We start from the raw sequence: 15,322 nt of genomic DNA, 5'->3' as shown, positions 1-15,322 counted from the left end.
AGGATGCGATTTGCGCGCCCTGCCTGCCGGGGCTATCAGCGCGCCTTTCCGGACAAGGACACGCCATTCTCATGACCCCGGCCGAACGCGCCGCCGTGCAGGCGCATCTCCGCCGCCTCTTCGGCAACAACCGCATCGCCGTCATGCCCCCCGAGCGCAAGGGCGGTTCCGTCGAGCTCAAGGTCGGCGACGAGTTCATCGGCACGGTCCACCGCGATGCGGAGGACGGCGAGGTCTCCTACGCCATCCAGATCGTGGTGCTCTCCGAAGACCTCGAGATGCCGAACTGACACGGCCCCGGGGGAGGCGCGCCCTCCCCCGCCACGGGCGCGGTCAGTTCGCCGTCGCGCCCGACGCCCGGATGATCGGGATCCAGATCCGGAACTGATCGTCCCAGAACGCCTCGAGGTCCGCCGCCCCGGTGCCGCGCGGCTCGACGCCCAGCTCGACCAGGCGGCCGCGCGTCGTGGGCGACGCGATCGCATTGCGCAGCGCCCGCTCGAGCCGCGCGACGATCGGCGCCGGCGTGCCGGTCGCGACGAAGATGGCGTGCCAGTTGTAGGTCTCGTAGCCCGGCAGCCCGCCCTCCTCGGCAGTCGGGACGTCCGGCAGGGCGGCGCTGCGGCTGCGCGTCGCCATGGCCAACGCCCGCACCCGCCCTTCGCGGACCAGGGCGACATAGGGCGGCAGCGTGTCCACCATCACGTCCACCGTGCCGGCCACGAGGTCGTTCAAAGCCGGCCCCGAGCCCCGGTAGGGGACGTGCACCATCGGCGCGCCGATCATGTTGGCCAGCATCTGCCCGGACAGGTGGACGATGGTTCCGGGCCCCGAGCTGGCATAGGTGATGCGCCCCGGATTGGCGCGCACGAGCGCGATCAGCTCCTGCAGCGTCTGCGCCTGCAGCCGCGGGTTCACCACGATGATGTTCGGCACCGTGCCGACCAGGCCCACCGGCGCGAAGGCGCGACGGAGGTCGAAGGGCATGTTGCTGTAGAGCCCCGCGTTCATCACGCCCGAGGACAACGTGTGCAGCACGATGGTGTAGCCATCCGCCGGGGCTTGCAGCGCCGCCTGGGATCCGATCACCCCGCCGCTGCCGCCGCGGTTCTCCACCACCACGGGCTGGCCGAGATCCTCGCTCATGCCCTGCGCGACGATACGCCCGACGACGTCCGCCGCACCGCCGGGTGCGAAGGGAATGACCATGCGCAGGGGCCGGTCCGGATAGGCGGGCTGCGCGCGTGCCGGCAAGGCGGCGAGCGCCAGGGCAAGGCCAAGGATCAGGCGGCGCATCGTTTCCTCCGGGATTTCTTGGCCGGGAGCATGGCCCGCCTGACGGCGGCTGCGAAGCCTCACCCGGTCCTGGGTGCGCGCGCCGGCATCGCGAACACCGCGGCGCCGGCGAACATCAGCACCGCGAGACCGCCCAGGATCCAGGGCGTCACGCCCATCCCGGCCTCGACCGCCACGGCCTGGCGGACCGTGGACGGATCGGAGGGATCATACAGCACCGCAAGGCGCCGCCCGCGCGGCAGCGCCGCCGGATCGGCCGAGACGCCCGAGGTCGCCTCGACCTTGCGGCCCTCGGCCGTCGCGAACTGGAAGACCGGATACCAGCTGGTGCTGCGCCGGCCGCGGACTTCCTCGTAGCGCAGGATGGTCGCCTCGGCCCGCTGGCCGCGCGCGGCGAGCGCGAGATGGCCCGCGGCCTGCGACCAGGCGAAATATCCGAACAGCACGCCGAGCCCCGCGAAGAAGGCGAGGAAGACCCAGCGCGACGTGTCGCGCTTCGGCGCGGGGGCTGGCGCGGCCATGCCGCGAGCCTACCCCCCGGCCGGAGCCGCCGACAACGGGACTCAGCCGCCGAGGCGCGCCTTCACCATCGGCCCGGCCTTGGCCATGTCCAGCACCGCGGCGTACTTGCCCTTCAGCGCCGCCATGACCTTGCCCATGTCCTTGATCGAGGCGGCGCCGGTCTCGGCCACGGCGGCGTCCACGGCGGCGGCCATCGCGGCCTCGTCCATCTGCTGGGGCAGGAAGCTGTCGATCACCGCGATCTCGGCTTCCTCCTTCGCGGCCAGTTCCTCGCGCCCGCCTTGGCGGTACAGCGCGACCGATTCCGCCCGCGACTTCGCCATGCCGCGCAGCATCGCGACGATCCCGGCCTCGTCCACCGGCGGACCCGGACGGGCGGCGATGTCGGTGTCCTTCAGCTTGGCCTGGATCATGCGCAGGGTGGACACGCGGGCGCTGTCGCCGGCGCGCATCGCGGTCTTGAGCTCATCCATGAAACGGTCGCGCAGCGACATGGCGGGGATCCTCGGTCTGATCGGGCACCCCTATAGCGCGCCGATCGTCTGGGAGGAAATTTCCCAGCCACGGGATTCACCTTGCCCTGGGAAATCATTTCCCGGTATCAGGGGGCCATGCGCACCGTGGAAGAGATCATCAGCCTGCTCGGCGGCCCCGAGGCGGCAGCGACCCGTTGCGGCGTCGGCACCGAGGCCATCCGCAAATGGCGGCAGGCCAAGGCCATCCCGGCCAAGCACTGGCCCGCCGTCCTGGCCGCCACCGGCCTCGCTTTGTCCGACCTTCCCGGCGCGCCCACGGAAACCCAGAAGACGGAGCCGGCCATGGCCTCTGCCGAGACCCCCCCTGACGGCGCCACGGGCTGCCTGGTGCTGGCCGACGGGACGATCTTCTGGGGCCGAGGCTTCGGCGCCGAAACCGCCAAGGCCGGCGAGATCTGCTTCAACACCGGCATGACGGGCTATCAGGAGACGCTGACCGACCCGTCCTATGCAGGGCAGGTCATCACCTTCACCTTCCCGCATATCGGCAATGTCGGCACCAATGCCGAGGACATCGAGACGATCACCCCCGCCGCGCGCGGCCTGATCGTCAAGCAGGACGTGACGGAGCCGGCCAACTGGCGGTCGACGAAGCATCTCGACGCCTGGCTGAAGTCGCACGGCATCCCGGGGCTCGCCGGCATCGACACGCGCGCGCTCACGGCGCGCATCCGCGACGCAGGCGCGCCGAACGGCGTCATCTGCCACCAGGCCGACGGGCGCTTCGACATCGCCGCGCTCAAGGCGCAGGCGGCGGCCTGGCCGGGGCTCGAGGGCATGGACCTCGCGAAGGAGGTCACCTGCCGCCAGACCTTCGCCTGGGACGAGACGGAATGGGCGTGGCCGGAAGGCTTCGGCCGGCAGACTGCGCCGAAGCACAAGGTCGTCGCGGTCGACTACGGCGCGAAGCGCAACATTCTGCGCTGCCTGGCCTCCGCTGGCTGCGAGGTGGTGGTGGTGCCGGCAACGGCAACCGCCGAGGAGATCCTGGCCCACAAGCCGGACGGCGTGTTCCTCTCGAACGGCCCCGGCGATCCCGCGGCGACAGGGGAATACGCCATCCCGGCGATCCAGGGCGTGCTCGAGACGAAGCTGCCGGTCTTCGGCATCTGCCTCGGCCACCAGCTACTGGCGCTCTCGCTGGGTGCCAAGACCTACAAGCTCGCGCGCGGGCATCGCGGCGCGAACCAGCCGGTGAAGGACCTGACCACCGGCAAGGTCGAGATCACGTCCCAGAACCACGGCTTCGCGGTGGACCCCAAGACCCTGCCCGCGAACGCCACGGTCACGCATGTCTCGCTGTTCGACGGCACCAATGAGGGCATCGCGGCGACCGACCGCCCGGCCTTCTCGGTGCAGTACCACCCCGAGGCGAGCCCGGGGCCGTCCGACAGCCACTACCTCTTCCACCGCTTCGTGGAGATGATCGAGGCGCACAAGGCCGGCGCCTGAACGCCGGCCGCGCGTCCGATGACCGGAGCGCCGAAGGGCGCGAAGGTCCGGATCGGACGCGCAGCACAAGAGAGGGAAACGGCATGTTCGACCTGAAGGGGCGCGTCGCGCTCGTCACCGGCGGCAACGGGGGCATCGGCCTCGGCTTCGCCCGCGGCCTCGCCAAGGCCGGCGCGACCGTCATGGTGGCGGGGCGCAATGCGGCGAAGAACGCGGCCGCGGTCGCGGAGCTCCAGGCGCTTGGCGCCACCGCCGATGCGGTCGAGGTGGACGTGACGCAGGATGCCTCGATCCGCGCCATGGTCGCGACCACGGCCGAGCGCTTCGGCCGCCTCGACATCCTGGTGAACAACGCCGGCACCAATATCCGCCGCCGTCCGGAGGAATACCGGATGGAGGACTGGCACACGGTGCTCGCGACCAACCTGACCAGCACCATGATCGCGAGCCAGGCGGCGCATCCCTGGCTGAAGAAGGGCGGCGTCGGGCGGGTCATCAACAACGGGTCGATGCTGTCGATCTTCGGCCTGCCCTTCCATGCGGCCTATGGCGCGTCCAAGGGCGGGGTGGTGCAGCTGACGAAGTCGCTCGCCGTCGCCTGGGCGCCGGACGGGATCACGGTGAACGTCATCCTGCCGGGCTGGATCGACACCGACCTGACCCGGAAGGCACGGCAGGACATGGCGACGCTGCACGAGGACGTGCTGCGCCGGACGCCCTCCAAGCGCTGGGGCGATCCGCGCGACTTCGAGGGCGTCGCGGCCTTCCTCGCCTCCGACGCGTCGTCCTTCATCACGGGCGTGTCCATCCCCGTCGATGGCGGGTTCTCGGTGCACGGCTGATGCCACCGCTCGAGACCCTGCTGGTCTTCGCCGCGCTGTCCTTCGGCCTCGCGGCGACGCCGGGGCCGAACATGCTCTACCTCGTCTCGCGCGCCCTCGCGCAGGGGACGGGGGCGGGCATGATTTCGCTGGTGGGGTGCCAGTTCGGCTCGCTGGTCATCATGCTCTGCGCCGCGGCGGGACTGACCGCGGCGCTGTTCGCGGTGCCCTATGCGTGGGACATCCTGCGGCTCGGCGGTGCGGCCTATCTGTTGTTCCTCGCCTGGCAATGCGTGCGGCCAGGCGGGCAGCCGATCTTCGCGGTCCGCGCCATGCCGCAGGAACCGGCGGTGCGGCTGTTCTCCGTCGGCTTCGCCACCGCGGCGCTGAACCCGAAGGTGGCACTGTTCTACGTCGCGGTGCTGCCGCCCTTCATCGACCCGGCGCGCGGCGACGTCTTCACGCAGGGTGCGATCCTCGGCGCCGTGCAGATCGCGGTCGCCATCGTCTTCGACGGGGCGCTGGTGATGGGCGCGGCGGGGGTGGCGCGCTTCCTCGGCACGCGGCCGGGCTGGATGGCGGCGCAGCGCTGGATCCTGGGCGGGGCGCTCGCGCTGCTCGCGGTCAAGCTGGCGACGGAGAGCCGCGCATGATCGAGGGTGTGGCCGGCCTGTTCGCCCTCGCCTATTCGGGGCTCGTGCTCTTCGTGCTGGCGTCCAGCCTGCGCCGGATCTATCCGCCGATGCGCGCGGCCGTGACGGCCTTCGTGCTCTCGGTGGCGGTGCACGGCGCCACGACGCTGATGGCGGGCGAGCATGCCATGGCGGCGCTGGCCTTCTGGGGCATCCCGCATCTCATCCTGCTGCCGCTGCTGCTCTGGAGCGCCTGGCGGCAGTCGGCGGCCGGGGCGCGTCCATGATGTACTACGGCATCGATGCGCTGGCGCATGGCGCGACCGCAGCGCTGGTTGCGCTGCCGCCGGCGCTTGGCCTGTTCTGGTGGATGACGCCGCTGCTCGCCGGCGGCCACCGGGCGCTGCGGCCCTTCGTCGCGACCAGCGCCGCCTATGGCGTCATGATCGCCGTGGCCGGCACCTGGGCGATCAACTTCGAACGCGGAGGCTTCGCCGATGAGGCGGTGGCCGGCGCGCTGATCGGCGGCGGCATCTTCGCGCTCATCGCCTTCCTCATCCTGCTCGCGCTGCCGCGGCGGTCGGCATGATCCGCCTCCTGCCCTCGCTGCTCGGCTATGCGGTCGCGCTCGCGGTCTTCCTGTGGCTGCGGCCGCGGCGGCCGCTCTTCGTCGCGAGCATCCTCGGCTTCCTTGCCGGCGTCGCCGCCTGCTTCGGCGCGCCGGCCCTGCCCCTGCTGCTGGCCGAGGGCCCCGATGCGGTCTGGCTGCTCCTGCCGCTCGGCGTCTTCCTCTACGCGCCGACCATGTTTCCGCTGATCCTGCTGCTGCCGCTGCTCGGCTACGCCCTGAACCGCGCCGGGAGGCCCTAGGGCCATGACGCGGACCAACCTTCGCGGCCCCGCCGCCCCTTCTTCCCCCGAGGCCTGAGACCATGCCGAAGCGCACCGACATCAAGTCCATCCTCATCATCGGCGCGGGCCCGATCGTCATCGGCCAGGCCTGCGAGTTCGACTATTCCGGCGCCCAGGCCTGCAAGGCGCTGCGCGCCGAGGGCTACCGCGTCATCCTGGTGAACTCCAACCCGGCGACGATCATGACCGATCCGGGCCTGGCGGACGCAACCTACATCGAGCCGATCACCCCCGAGATCGTCGAGAAGATCATCGCCAAGGAGCGCCCCGACGCGCTGCTGCCGACCATGGGCGGGCAGACCGCGCTCAACACTTCGCTGAAGCTGGCCGAGGCCGGCGTGCTCGCGAAGTATGGCTGCGAGCTGATCGGCGCCAAGGCCGAGGTCATCGACAAGGCCGAGGACCGCCAGAAGTTCCGCGATGCCATGTCCAAGATCGGCATCGAGAGCCCGAAATCGACCATCGCCCACACGATGGACGAGGCGCGCGAGGGGCTGAAGGTCGTCGGCCTGCCCTGCGTCATCCGCCCCTCCTTCACCCTCGGCGGCACGGGCGGCGGCATCGCCTACAACAAGGAGGAGTTCGAGCAGATCGTCTCCGCCGGGTTGTCCGCCTCGATGACCTCCGAGGTGCTGATCGAGGAAAGCGTGCTCGGCTGGAAGGAGTTCGAGATGGAGGTGGTCCGCGACAACGCGGACAACTGCATCATCATCTGCTCGATCGAGAACCTCGACGCGATGGGCGTGCACACCGGTGATTCCGTCACCATCGCCCCGGCGCTGACGCTGACCGACAAGGAATACCAGCGCATGCGGGACGCGAGCATCGCCTGCCTGCGCGAGATCGGCGTCGACACCGGCGGGTCGAACGTGCAGTTCGGCATCAACCCCGCCGATGGCCGCATGGTCATCATCGAGATGAACCCGCGCGTGTCGCGCTCCTCCGCGCTCGCGTCGAAGGCGACCGGCTTCCCGATCGCCAAGGTCGCGGCGAAGCTCGCCGTCGGCTACACGCTCGATGAGCTGCAGAACGACATCACGGAAGTCACGCCGGCGTCGTTCGAGCCCACCATCGACTACGTCGTGGTGAAGATCCCCCGCTTCACCTTCGAGAAGTTCCCCGGCACGCCGCCGACGCTGACGACCTCGATGAAGTCGGTCGGCGAGACCATGGCGATCGGCCGCTCCTTCGCGGAAGCCCTGCAGAAGGGCCTGCGCGGGCTGGAGACGGGCCTTTCGGGCCTCGACGAGGTGGCCGCACCCGGCGACGGCTCGGCCCAGGCCTTCCATGCCGCACTCGCCACCCCCAAGCCCGACCGCATCCTGATGGCGGCGCAGGCGATGCGCGCCGGCGTCTCGCTCGAGGAAATCCACGAGGCGTCGAAGTTCGACCCCTGGTTCCTGCGCGAGGTCGAGAAGATCGTCGCCGCCGAGGCCGAGGTGAAGGCGAAGGGCCTGCCGCAATCGGCGACGGCGCTGCGCCGGCTCAAGGCGCTCGGCTTCTCGGACAAGCGGCTCGCGAGCATCGCCGGCGTCAAGGAGACGGAGGTCGCCGCCCTGCGCGCGAAGCTCGCCGTGCAGCCGGTCTACAAGCGCATCGACACCTGCGCCGCCGAGTTCGCCTCCGAGACGCCCTACATGTACTCGACCTATGAGGGCGGCTTCGGCGTGCCGGCCTGCGAAAGCCGGCCGACCGCGCGCAAGAAGGTCATCATCCTCGGCGGCGGGCCGAACCGCATCGGCCAGGGCATCGAGTTCGACTATTGCTGCGTCCATGCCTGCTACGCGCTGCGTGACGCCGGCTTCGAGACCATCATGGTCAACTGCAACCCGGAAACGGTCTCGACCGACTACGACACCTCCGACCGCCTGTATTTCGAACCGCTGACGGCCGAGGACGTGATCGCCCTGATCCGCAAGGAACAGGAATCCGGGGAGGTGCTGGGCTGCATCGTCCAGTATGGCGGGCAGACGCCGCTCAAGCTCTCCCAGGCGCTGCACAAGGCGGGCATCCCGATCCTGGGCACCTCCGCCGAGGCCATCGACATCGCGGAGGACCGCGAGCGCTTCCAGATGCTGCTCAAGGGCCTTGGCCTGAAGCAGCCGCAGAACGGCACGGCGCGCACGCTGGACGAGGCGATCACCGAGGCGAACCGCATCGGCTACCCGGTCGTGGTGCGCCCGTCCTACGTGCTCGGCGGCCGCGCGATGGAGATCGCGCACAACGACGAGCAGCTCCGCCGCTTCGGCGCCGAGGCGGTGAAGGTCTCGGGCGAGAATCCGATCCTGATCGACCAGTACCTGCAGGACGCGATCGAGGTCGATGTCGACTGCATCTGCGACGCGCAGGGCCAGGTCTATGTCGCGGGCGTCATGGAGCACATCGAGGAAGCCGGCATCCATTCCGGCGATAGCGCCTGCTCGCTGCCGCCCTACTCCCTGCCGCCGGCGATCGTGACGGAGCTCAAGGCCGAGACGGAAGCCATGGCCCGCGCGCTCAAGGTCCAGGGCCTGATGAACGTGCAGTACGCGGTCAAGGACGGAGAGATCTTCGTCCTCGAGGTGAACCCGCGCGCCTCTCGCACCGTGCCCTTCGTGGCCAAGGCCACCGGCGTGCCGGTCGCCAAGATCGGTGCGCGGGTCATGGCGGGCACGCCCCTGTCCGAGTTCAAGCTCGACGACGACGCCGTCTCCCGCCACGTCGCGGTCAAGGAAGCGGTCTTCCCCTTCAACCGCTTCCCCAATGTCGACGTCATCCTGGGACCGGAGATGAAGTCGACCGGCGAGGTGATGGGCCTCGACCTCTCCTTCGAGCGGGCCTTCCTCAAGTCCCAGCTCGGCGCGGGGGTGAAGCTGCCGGAATCGGGCACCGCCTTCATCTCGGTGAAGGACAGCGACAAGGCCGCGGCGGTGACGCTGGCCCGCCGGCTCACGGATATCGGCTTTTCGATCGTCGCGACGCGGGGAACGGCGGCGCGGATCCGGGAAGCCGGGCTCGACTGCCAGGTCATCAACAAGGTGCTGGAAGGCCGCCCGCATTGCGTGGACGCGATCAAGTCCGGCGACATCCAGCTGGTGATCAACACCACCGGCGGCGGGCAGTCTGTGGCGGACAGCTTCGACATCCGCCGTTCGGCCCTGACCCACGGCATTCCGCACTACACGACGGCGGCCGGGGCGCGGGCGGCGGTCCATGCCATCGCGGCGCTGAAGGCCGGAACCCTTGATGTGGCCCCCCTCCAGGCGTATTTTACTACGTCGTTCTGACCGCATGGGGGCCCTTTCGGGCCCCCGTGGCGTCTTTTCCCCACCGTCCGACAGGCCTGGCTGAACCCCGGACCGAGGGCCGGCGGGGGACGCTGTTACTGGGAAGGGTACGCCGTGCAGAAGTTCCCGATGACCGCCGAAGGCCTTGCGCGTCTCGAGGAGGAACTGAAGGTCCTGAAGAGCGAGGAGCGTCCGGCGATCATCCGGGCGATCGCCGAAGCGCGCGCGCATGGCGACCTGTCGGAGAACGCGGAATACCACGCCGCGCGCGAGCGCCAGTCCTTCATCGAAGGCCGCATCGCCGAGCTCGAGGGCATCATCCCCTCCGTCGAGGTCATCGACGTCGCCCGCATCACCGGCGACCAGGTCCGTTTCGGCGCCAAGGTCACGATCGTCGACGAGGAAAGCGACGACGAGAAGACCTACCGCATCGTCGGCCAGTACGAGGCGGACATGAAGAACGGCTCGATTTCCGTCACCTCCCCCCTGGCCAAGGCGCTGATGGGCAAGAAGGTCGGCGATTCGGTCGAGGTCCCGGCGCCGGGCGGCGCCCGGTCGGTGGAGATTACCGCCGTCAGATACGCCTGACCGCCGGCCAAACCGCCGAGCGGCCAGGGCGCCCCGGGGTCACCCGGAGCGCCCTTCGTCTTTTCACCCACCACGAGGAACACCGATGTCCGCCGTGAACGCCATCCGCCCCGAGGCCCCTGTCGCGCCGAGCGTCACGCTCGCCGACATCCGCGCGGCGGCGGAGCGAATTCGCGGCTCGATCCTGCGCACCCCGACCATCGAGAACCCGGCGGTGAACCGGGTGGCGGGCACGCGCGTCTTCCTCAAGCTCGACAACCTGCAGGCCACCGGAGCCTTCAAGGAACGCGGCGCGGCGAACCGCCTCGCGCTGCTGACGCCCAGGGAACGGGAAGCCGGCGTGATCGCCATGTCGGCCGGCAACCATGCCCAGGCCGTCGCTCGCCACGCCCAGCTGGCCGGCGTGAAGGCCACCATCGTCATGCCGAAGTTCACCCCGGCGACGAAGGTGGTGCGGACCGAATCCTGGGGCGCCCGCGTGGTGCTGTTCGGGGAGACGCTGGCCGAGGCCGCCGCCCACGCGCATGAGTTGTCCCTGCGCGAGGGCCTCGTCTTCATCCATCCCTATGACGACCCCGGCGTGATCGCCGGCCAGGGCACCATGGCGCTCGAGATGCTCGAGGACGCGCCCGAGATCGAGGCCCTGGTCATCCCGATTGGCGGCGGCGGCCTGTGCGCCGGGGTCGCGACCGCGGCGGCCTCGCTGCGTCCCGGAATGCCGGTCTATGGCGTCGAGGTGCAGGGCTATCCCGCCATGGCGCAGCGCCTGGCCGGCGAGCCGGTCTCGGTCGGCGGCCCGACCATCGCCGAGGGCATCGCGGTGCGCGACGTCGGCGAATTGCCGCTGAACATCCTGCGCCGCTGCCACAGCGAGGTCCTGCTGGTCCCCGAGCGTGCTGTGGAGCAGGCCGTGGCCCTGCTGGCCGAGGGTGCCAAGGTGGTGGCGGAAGGTGCGGGCGCCGCCGGCCTCGCCGCCGTGCTGACCTATCCAGAGCGCTTCCGCAACCGCGTGGTCGGCACCACGGTCTGCGGCGGCAACATCGACGCCCGCGCGCTGTCCAACGTGCTGCTGCGGCAGCTGCTGCGCGACGGGCGCATCATGCGCCTGCATTTCGACATCCCCGACCGGCCGGGCGTGCTGGCCGACATCGCCAAGCGCATCTCGGACGTCGGCGGCAACGTCATCGAGGTGAAGCACCAGCAGCTGTTCGGCGCGCCCACGGTGCAGAGCACCGAGCTGCACCTGATGATCGAGGTGAAGGACGCCGCCCAGGGCGACGCCCTGATCGCGGCGATGGAAGCGGCGGACTACGTGGTCCGCCGCGGCTGATCCGCCGCGAGGCGCGCGACCAGCGCCTTCAGTTCCGCGATCTCCGCCGCCTGCCGTCGCAGCGCGGCGGCAAGCCCCGCGATGCCGAGCAGCGCGAGCGCCGGGATGGCCCCGGCGCCGGCGTAGAGCAGCCGGGCGCGGGCCCAGCCCTCTCCGCCCCAAGGTGTGGCCTGCCAGGCGAGATGCGCGCAGGCGAGCAGCCCCGCGACGCCCACCACCTGCAGGATGCGCGCGAGGATCATGCCGCCCCCCGGCGCGCCAGCGCGGCGTCCAGCGTGTTCTCGAGCAGGCAGGCGATGGTCATGGGCCCGACGCCGCCCGGCACCGGCGTGATGGCGCCGGCGACGGCGGAGGCCTCGGCGAAGGCCACGTCGCCCACGAGCTTGCCGTCCGGCAGGCGGTTGATGCCGACATCGACCACGACCGCGCCAGGCGCGATCCAGTCGCCGCGCACCATCTCCGGCCGGCCGACGGCGGCGACCAGGATTTCGGCGCGGCGGCATTCGGCCGGCAGGTCGCGCGTGCGCGAATGGGCGATGGTCACGGTGCAATCCGCCCCCAGCAGCAGCTGCGCCATCGGCCGCCCGACGATCTGCGACCGCCCCAGCACGACCGCCCGGGCGCCCCGCAGCGTCGCGCCGGATTCGGCCAGGATGTGCATCACCCCGCGGGGTGTGCAGGGCACGAGGCCCGGCTGGCCGGCGGCGAGGCGGCCGGCGTTCAGCGGATGGAAGCCGTCCACGTCCTTCGCCGGATCGACGGCGGCGATCGCGGCCTCGGTGCGGATATGCGCGGGCAGCGGCAGCTGCACCAGGATGCCGTCAACCGCCGGGTCCGCATTCAGCGCGGCGATGGTCGCGAGCAGGTCCGCCTCGGTCGTCGATTCCGGCAGGTGGACGGTCGCGCTGTCGAAGCCGACCTCCTTCGCCGCCTTGTCCTTGTTGCGGACATAGACGCCGGAGGCCGGGTCCTCCCCCACCCGCACGACGCGCAGGCCGGGGCGGAAGGACAGGGTGGCGGTGCGGGCGGCAAGGCCGGCGCGGATGCGCGCGGCGATCGCCTTGCCGTCGAGGATTCGCGCGGTCATGCCAGCGCCTCCAGTCGCAGAACGAGGATGGCCGGGTCCCCGGCCACGCGGAGCGTCTTTTCCCGCGATGCGGCGCCCTGCGCCAGGGCCACCGCGGATGCGGCAATGCCGAGCGCCTCGGCCAGCGCGTCGCAGGCCGCGCGGGTGGCCCGGCCGTCCTCCGGCGCCTCGGCGACCGCAATTGCCAGGCGCGGCCCGTCGGCGGCCGGCTTCACGCCGCCGAGGCCGCGCCGGCGGGCCTTGGGCTGCACCTTCACGCGGACCAGCACGGCATCCGGTTCGGTCCGCCAGAAGGTCATCAATAGGCGTAGACGCCGAGGGCCGGCGCGAGGGTGGTCGCGAGGAATATCCGCAGCGCCTGCAGCACCAGGATGACCACCAGCGGCGAGAGATCGACGCCGCCGAGGTCCGGCAGGCGCCGGCGGATCGGACGCAGGACCGGTTCGGTCACCCGGTAGAAGAAGTCCGCCACCGCCCAGACGAAGCGGTTGCGCGAATCGAGCACATTGAAGGCCAGCAGCAGCGAGAGCACCGCGGCGATGATCAGCGCCCAGACATAGAGGCTGATCGCCGAATCCAGCAGCCAGAACAGCGCGCGCATGGGCCCTCCTCGGAAGTGCGGGGAACCTAGTGGCGGGCCGCCGGTCGAACAAGGCGCGCGGAAGGCGGGTTGACTTCCTGCCTGGGCTGGGGCACTCAGCGCGCCTCGCGCGGGTTGGGGCTGTAGCTCAGTTGGGAGAGCGCCTCGTTCGCAATGAGGAGGTCAGGGGTTCGATTCCCCTCAGCTCCACCACCGCCCGCGAGATTCAGCCGACATTTCCACAGCGTATCGCAACGCCGCCCGCCGGGTGCCGGCGACGTTGGATCGCGCTTGCGGCGGAGGGTGTCCCTCCGCCGCCGCGAGCGTGGCCTCAGCCGGCCTTCTGGTAATCCAGCAGCTCGTACCGCTTGCCGAGGAGCTTCGTGTAGAAGGCCATCGGGTAGAAGGCGTGCGTGAACCAGTCGCGGAACTTCGACTTCGAGGAGAAGGCGAAGGCGCCGTAGTTGGGATCGAAGAAGGCGCAGCCGCTGTCATCGCTGGAAAAGGCCATGGCGTGGCCGCCGACAGACCCCCAGATGCCGATCATCCGCCACCGACGCCCGCCCCCGCGCCCGTCGCACAGGTCGCGCGCGATCAGATGCTTGATCTTGTCGCCGCCGCTGCTGTCGCCCCTGCCCCAGCCCCCGCTGTTGCCGGGCACCGGCACCAGGCCATTCGAGAGCAGGAAGTTCTGCGTTGCGGCGTCCTGATCCTGGGCCCCGCGCCGCACGGCCGCGTTGTCCGATTCGTCGATCATCCGCGACGGCCGCATCGACTCGCCGATGATGAAGAGCTGCATGAGCAGCCGGATCTTGCTCGCATCGATGCCGTTCCCGCCACCTGCGGAAAGCCAGGCCTGCAACGAGCGGCCGCGCGAATTCTCGACCATCCAGCGCGCGGAGAGCATCTCGCAGATGCCATCCTTGGTGGTCTTGTCGGTCCCGATGATGTCGGCGACCGGGTTGGTCATCTGAGAGAAGGCGTAGGTGCAGCTGCCACTGTAGCCCTTGGCGCTGGCCTGCACCGACTTCACGCGCGCTGCGATGATGCTGTTGAGGACGTCCATGCGAGCCTTTCCCGTTACGAGTGCGTTTGGATGCATGTTGCGGCCGGACGGTGGCAGCGGCAAGCCGCCACGGCGTCGAATTGCCAAACGGTCACGCTGAATCCGGATACAGGACACCGCGCGCGATCCTTTCCCGCGGCGCCCCCTTCGGCCTAGCCTCGGCGCAACACGAGGGGAGCACCGCGCATGTCCGAAGCGCCGCATGGCCTGCCCGGCCACAAGACCGTCGAGATCATGCGCGCCATGGCGCATCACTGGTGGGCCTTCGCGCTGCGCGGGGCGGCGGCGATCGTCTTCGCGGCGCTGACGATCATGAACCCTGGCCTCAGCCTCTTCGTGCTGCTCGCCTTCCTGGCCGCCTGGCTGGCGGTCGACGGCGTGGCGACGATCGCCCAGGCGATCACCGGCAAGGGGCCGCACGGGGCCTGGAACTGGCTGGACGGGCTGCTCTCGCTGGCCGCCGCGCTGGCGCTGCTCCTCGCCCCGGGGCTGTCGCTGTTCATGCTGGTGCTGATGGCCGGCGCCTTCGCGATCGCGACCGGGGTCATCCGCCTGGTGCTCGCCTTCCGGGCGGCCGACGTGATGCTCGGCGCCTTCGGGGCGGTCACCGTGCTGTTCGGCGGCATGCTGCTCGCCTATCCGGGCTCGGGCCTCATCGCCATTGCGTGGATCGTGGCGCTGGAGGCTGCCGTGATGGGGATCATCCTGCTCGTCCTCGGCTTCCGGCTGCGCCGGCTCAACCGGGAAGCGCAGGCCCGCTGACCATCAGCAGTCCCGCCATGGCGAGGTGCAGCGCCGCCATGGCGACGGACAGCACGCGCCGTAGGGCGAACCACCAGCCCGGCGCCAGCCCCTCTCGCGCAAGCCGCACATCGGCCGGCAGCAGCGCGAGGAAGGACAGGCCGAGGAGCACCAGCGCCGGCACCGGCGGCAGCAGCAGCGCGAGCCAGGCCGGGAAGGACGGCAGCACCGCGATCGCGAGTAGCCGCCCCTGCGCCGGCCCCTCGGCCCGTGCCGCCGCGATGCCCCACCAGGCCCCGCCGACGAAGGACAGGATCACCGCGCCATAGGCGATGCCGATCCCGGCCGCGAGCAACCGCCAGTCCGGCAGCATCGCCATGGCGGCCAGCATCGCGACGGTCGGGATCAGTCCGGCGAGGCCGAGCCGCAGGGCGGCGGAAGGAATGGGCGCATCGGTCATGGCGATAGCGATGTAGGCGCGCGCCGTCGCCTG

General features: G+C 70.6%; 20 protein-coding genes and 1 tRNA gene. 12 read left to right on the top strand and 9 right to left on the bottom strand.

From position 1 onward, the window contains the following. Positions 1-71: 71 nt before the first annotated feature. Complete coding sequence (locus GWK15_RS08520; protein WP_168040864.1) at positions 72-290, top strand: DUF3126 family protein; 219 nt, start codon at positions 72-74, stop codon at positions 288-290. 43 nt (positions 291-333) lie between these two features. On the opposite strand, the gene GWK15_RS08515 is transcribed toward GWK15_RS08520, so the two are convergent. From GWK15_RS08515 to GWK15_RS08505, 3 genes are read right to left on the bottom strand one after another with little or no spacing between them, the layout of a single operon-like run. After that, entirely contained in the window at positions 334-1,296 is a 963-nt protein-coding gene (locus GWK15_RS08515; RefSeq protein ID WP_168040863.1) for a Bug family tripartite tricarboxylate transporter substrate binding protein, read from the bottom strand. A gap of 59 nt (positions 1,297-1,355) precedes the next feature. Beyond that, positions 1,356-1,817 (bottom strand): DUF3592 domain-containing protein, encoded by a 462-nt coding sequence (locus GWK15_RS08510; RefSeq protein WP_168040862.1) that lies wholly within the window; start codon positions 1,815-1,817, stop codon positions 1,356-1,358. A 42-nt stretch (positions 1,818-1,859) separates the two neighbouring features. Continuing rightward, positions 1,860-2,312, bottom strand: a complete 453-nt coding sequence (locus tag GWK15_RS08505) for a GatB/YqeY domain-containing protein (protein ID WP_168040861.1) — start codon at positions 2,310-2,312, stop codon at positions 1,860-1,862. A 117-nt stretch (positions 2,313-2,429) separates the two neighbouring features. Between GWK15_RS08505 and carA the strand changes: the two genes are divergently transcribed. The 9 genes from carA (at position 2,430) to GWK15_RS08460 (ending at position 11,355) form a co-directional block, all read left to right on the top strand. Further along, entirely contained in the window at positions 2,430-3,806 is a 1,377-nt protein-coding gene (carA, locus tag GWK15_RS08500; RefSeq protein WP_168040860.1) for a glutamine-hydrolyzing carbamoyl-phosphate synthase small subunit, read from the top strand. Between the two features lie 83 nt (positions 3,807-3,889). Beyond that, on the top strand, positions 3,890-4,648 hold the full coding sequence (locus GWK15_RS08495; protein ID WP_168040859.1) for an SDR family NAD(P)-dependent oxidoreductase: 759 nt from the start codon (positions 3,890-3,892) through the stop codon (positions 4,646-4,648). Then, the gene (locus tag GWK15_RS08490) at positions 4,648-5,280 is read left to right on the top strand and encodes a LysE family translocator (RefSeq protein ID WP_168040858.1); all 633 of its coding nucleotides are present in this window, start codon (positions 4,648-4,650) and stop codon (positions 5,278-5,280) included. Before GWK15_RS08495 ends, GWK15_RS08490 begins: the two co-directional genes overlap by 1 nt. After that, entirely contained in the window at positions 5,277-5,546 is a 270-nt protein-coding gene (locus GWK15_RS08485) for a hypothetical protein (protein ID WP_168040857.1), read from the top strand. Before GWK15_RS08490 ends, GWK15_RS08485 begins: the two co-directional genes overlap by 4 nt. Further along, positions 5,543-5,848, top strand: coding sequence for a hypothetical protein (locus GWK15_RS08480; protein WP_168040856.1), 306 nt, complete (start codon positions 5,543-5,545; stop codon positions 5,846-5,848). The genes GWK15_RS08485 and GWK15_RS08480 overlap by 4 nt, the downstream gene beginning before the upstream one ends. Continuing rightward, positions 5,845-6,129: a hypothetical protein gene (locus tag GWK15_RS08475; protein ID WP_168040855.1), complete on the top strand. Its 285-nt coding sequence runs from the start codon at positions 5,845-5,847 to the stop codon at positions 6,127-6,129. Before GWK15_RS08480 ends, GWK15_RS08475 begins: the two co-directional genes overlap by 4 nt. 62 nt (positions 6,130-6,191) lie before the next feature. Continuing rightward, the gene (gene carB, locus GWK15_RS08470) at positions 6,192-9,437 is read left to right on the top strand and encodes a carbamoyl-phosphate synthase large subunit (RefSeq protein WP_168040854.1); all 3,246 of its coding nucleotides are present in this window, start codon (positions 6,192-6,194) and stop codon (positions 9,435-9,437) included. Between the two features lie 114 nt (positions 9,438-9,551). Further along, positions 9,552-10,025, top strand: coding sequence for a transcription elongation factor GreA (greA, locus tag GWK15_RS08465; protein ID WP_168040853.1), 474 nt, complete (start codon positions 9,552-9,554; stop codon positions 10,023-10,025). 85 nt (positions 10,026-10,110) lie between these two features. Then, a complete protein-coding gene (locus tag GWK15_RS08460) occupies positions 10,111-11,355 on the top strand; it encodes a threonine ammonia-lyase (protein ID WP_168040852.1) in 1,245 nt (414 codons plus the stop codon). Here the strand turns inward: GWK15_RS08460 and GWK15_RS08455 are convergent. Genes GWK15_RS08455 through GWK15_RS08440 form a run of 4 tightly spaced genes read right to left on the bottom strand, consistent with a single transcriptional unit; the run spans position 11,334 to position 13,043 of the window. After that, complete coding sequence (locus GWK15_RS08455) at positions 11,334-11,597, bottom strand: hypothetical protein (RefSeq protein ID WP_168040851.1); 264 nt, start codon at positions 11,595-11,597, stop codon at positions 11,334-11,336. The genes GWK15_RS08460 and GWK15_RS08455 overlap by 22 nt on opposite strands. After that, complete coding sequence (gene folD, locus GWK15_RS08450; RefSeq protein WP_168040850.1) at positions 11,594-12,442, bottom strand: bifunctional methylenetetrahydrofolate dehydrogenase/methenyltetrahydrofolate cyclohydrolase FolD; 849 nt, start codon at positions 12,440-12,442, stop codon at positions 11,594-11,596. The genes GWK15_RS08455 and folD overlap by 4 nt, the downstream gene beginning before the upstream one ends. After that, positions 12,439-12,741: a DUF167 domain-containing protein gene (locus GWK15_RS08445; RefSeq protein ID WP_168040849.1), complete on the bottom strand. Its 303-nt coding sequence runs from the start codon at positions 12,739-12,741 to the stop codon at positions 12,439-12,441. The genes folD and GWK15_RS08445 overlap by 4 nt, the downstream gene beginning before the upstream one ends. After that, complete coding sequence (locus GWK15_RS08440) at positions 12,741-13,043, bottom strand: YggT family protein (RefSeq protein ID WP_168040848.1); 303 nt, start codon at positions 13,041-13,043, stop codon at positions 12,741-12,743. Before GWK15_RS08440 ends, GWK15_RS08445 begins: the two co-directional genes overlap by 1 nt. Positions 13,044-13,159: 116 nt before the next feature. Between GWK15_RS08440 and GWK15_RS08435 the strand changes: the two genes are divergently transcribed. Further along, a tRNA-Ala gene (locus GWK15_RS08435) sits at positions 13,160-13,235 on the top strand. Between the two features lie 118 nt (positions 13,236-13,353). Here GWK15_RS08435 and GWK15_RS08430 read toward each other — a convergent pair. Continuing rightward, positions 13,354-14,055 carry a YopT-type cysteine protease domain-containing protein gene (locus GWK15_RS08430; protein WP_168040847.1) on the bottom strand — a complete coding sequence of 234 codons (702 nt, stop codon included), beginning with the start codon at positions 14,053-14,055 and terminating at the stop codon, positions 13,354-13,356. A 219-nt stretch (positions 14,056-14,274) separates the two neighbouring features. Between GWK15_RS08430 and GWK15_RS08425 the strand changes: the two genes are divergently transcribed. Further along, positions 14,275-14,850, top strand: a complete 576-nt coding sequence (locus GWK15_RS08425) for an HdeD family acid-resistance protein (RefSeq protein WP_168040846.1) — start codon at positions 14,275-14,277, stop codon at positions 14,848-14,850. Here GWK15_RS08425 and GWK15_RS08420 read toward each other — a convergent pair. Beyond that, a complete protein-coding gene (locus GWK15_RS08420; RefSeq protein WP_168040845.1) occupies positions 14,825-15,289 on the bottom strand; it encodes a DUF3429 domain-containing protein in 465 nt (154 codons plus the stop codon). The two genes, GWK15_RS08425 and GWK15_RS08420, sit on opposite strands and share 26 nt — an antisense overlap. Between the last annotated feature and the right edge of the window lie 33 nt (positions 15,290-15,322).

The organism is Neoroseomonas oryzicola (assembly GCF_012163135.1).
Taxonomy (GTDB): domain Bacteria; phylum Pseudomonadota; class Alphaproteobacteria; order Acetobacterales; family Acetobacteraceae; genus Neoroseomonas; species Neoroseomonas oryzicola.
The sequence above is the reverse complement of the archived record's forward strand: the minus strand, read 5'-3'. Positions and strand labels throughout refer to the sequence as shown.

What these genes read in the sequence shown, in the direction of transcription:
- GWK15_RS08520 (WP_168040864.1), top strand. Translation starts at nt 72, where the DNA reads ATGACCCCGGCCGAACGCGCCGCCGTGCAGGCGCATCTCCGCCGCCTC.
- GWK15_RS08515 (WP_168040863.1), bottom strand. Translation starts at nt 1,296, where the DNA reads ATGCGCCGCCTGATCCTTGGCCTTGCCCTGGCGCTCGCCGCCTTGCCG.
- GWK15_RS08510 (WP_168040862.1), bottom strand. Translation starts at nt 1,817, where the DNA reads ATGGCCGCGCCAGCCCCCGCGCCGAAGCGCGACACGTCGCGCTGGGTC.
- GWK15_RS08505 (WP_168040861.1), bottom strand. Translation starts at nt 2,312, where the DNA reads ATGTCGCTGCGCGACCGTTTCATGGATGAGCTCAAGACCGCGATGCGC.
- carA (WP_168040860.1), top strand. Translation starts at nt 2,430, where the DNA reads ATGCGCACCGTGGAAGAGATCATCAGCCTGCTCGGCGGCCCCGAGGCG.
- GWK15_RS08495 (WP_168040859.1), top strand. Translation starts at nt 3,890, where the DNA reads ATGTTCGACCTGAAGGGGCGCGTCGCGCTCGTCACCGGCGGCAACGGG.
- GWK15_RS08490 (WP_168040858.1), top strand. Translation starts at nt 4,648, where the DNA reads ATGCCACCGCTCGAGACCCTGCTGGTCTTCGCCGCGCTGTCCTTCGGC.
- GWK15_RS08485 (WP_168040857.1), top strand. Translation starts at nt 5,277, where the DNA reads ATGATCGAGGGTGTGGCCGGCCTGTTCGCCCTCGCCTATTCGGGGCTC.
- GWK15_RS08480 (WP_168040856.1), top strand. Translation starts at nt 5,543, where the DNA reads ATGATGTACTACGGCATCGATGCGCTGGCGCATGGCGCGACCGCAGCG.
- GWK15_RS08475 (WP_168040855.1), top strand. Translation starts at nt 5,845, where the DNA reads ATGATCCGCCTCCTGCCCTCGCTGCTCGGCTATGCGGTCGCGCTCGCG.
- carB (WP_168040854.1), top strand. Translation starts at nt 6,192, where the DNA reads ATGCCGAAGCGCACCGACATCAAGTCCATCCTCATCATCGGCGCGGGC.
- GWK15_RS08460 (WP_168040852.1), top strand. Translation starts at nt 10,111, where the DNA reads ATGTCCGCCGTGAACGCCATCCGCCCCGAGGCCCCTGTCGCGCCGAGC.
- GWK15_RS08455 (WP_168040851.1), bottom strand. Translation starts at nt 11,597, where the DNA reads ATGATCCTCGCGCGCATCCTGCAGGTGGTGGGCGTCGCGGGGCTGCTC.
- folD (WP_168040850.1), bottom strand. Translation starts at nt 12,442, where the DNA reads ATGACCGCGCGAATCCTCGACGGCAAGGCGATCGCCGCGCGCATCCGC.
- GWK15_RS08445 (WP_168040849.1), bottom strand. Translation starts at nt 12,741, where the DNA reads ATGACCTTCTGGCGGACCGAACCGGATGCCGTGCTGGTCCGCGTGAAG.
- GWK15_RS08440 (WP_168040848.1), bottom strand. Translation starts at nt 13,043, where the DNA reads ATGCGCGCGCTGTTCTGGCTGCTGGATTCGGCGATCAGCCTCTATGTC.
- GWK15_RS08425 (WP_168040846.1), top strand. Translation starts at nt 14,275, where the DNA reads ATGTCCGAAGCGCCGCATGGCCTGCCCGGCCACAAGACCGTCGAGATC.
- GWK15_RS08420 (WP_168040845.1), bottom strand. Translation starts at nt 15,289, where the DNA reads ATGACCGATGCGCCCATTCCTTCCGCCGCCCTGCGGCTCGGCCTCGCC.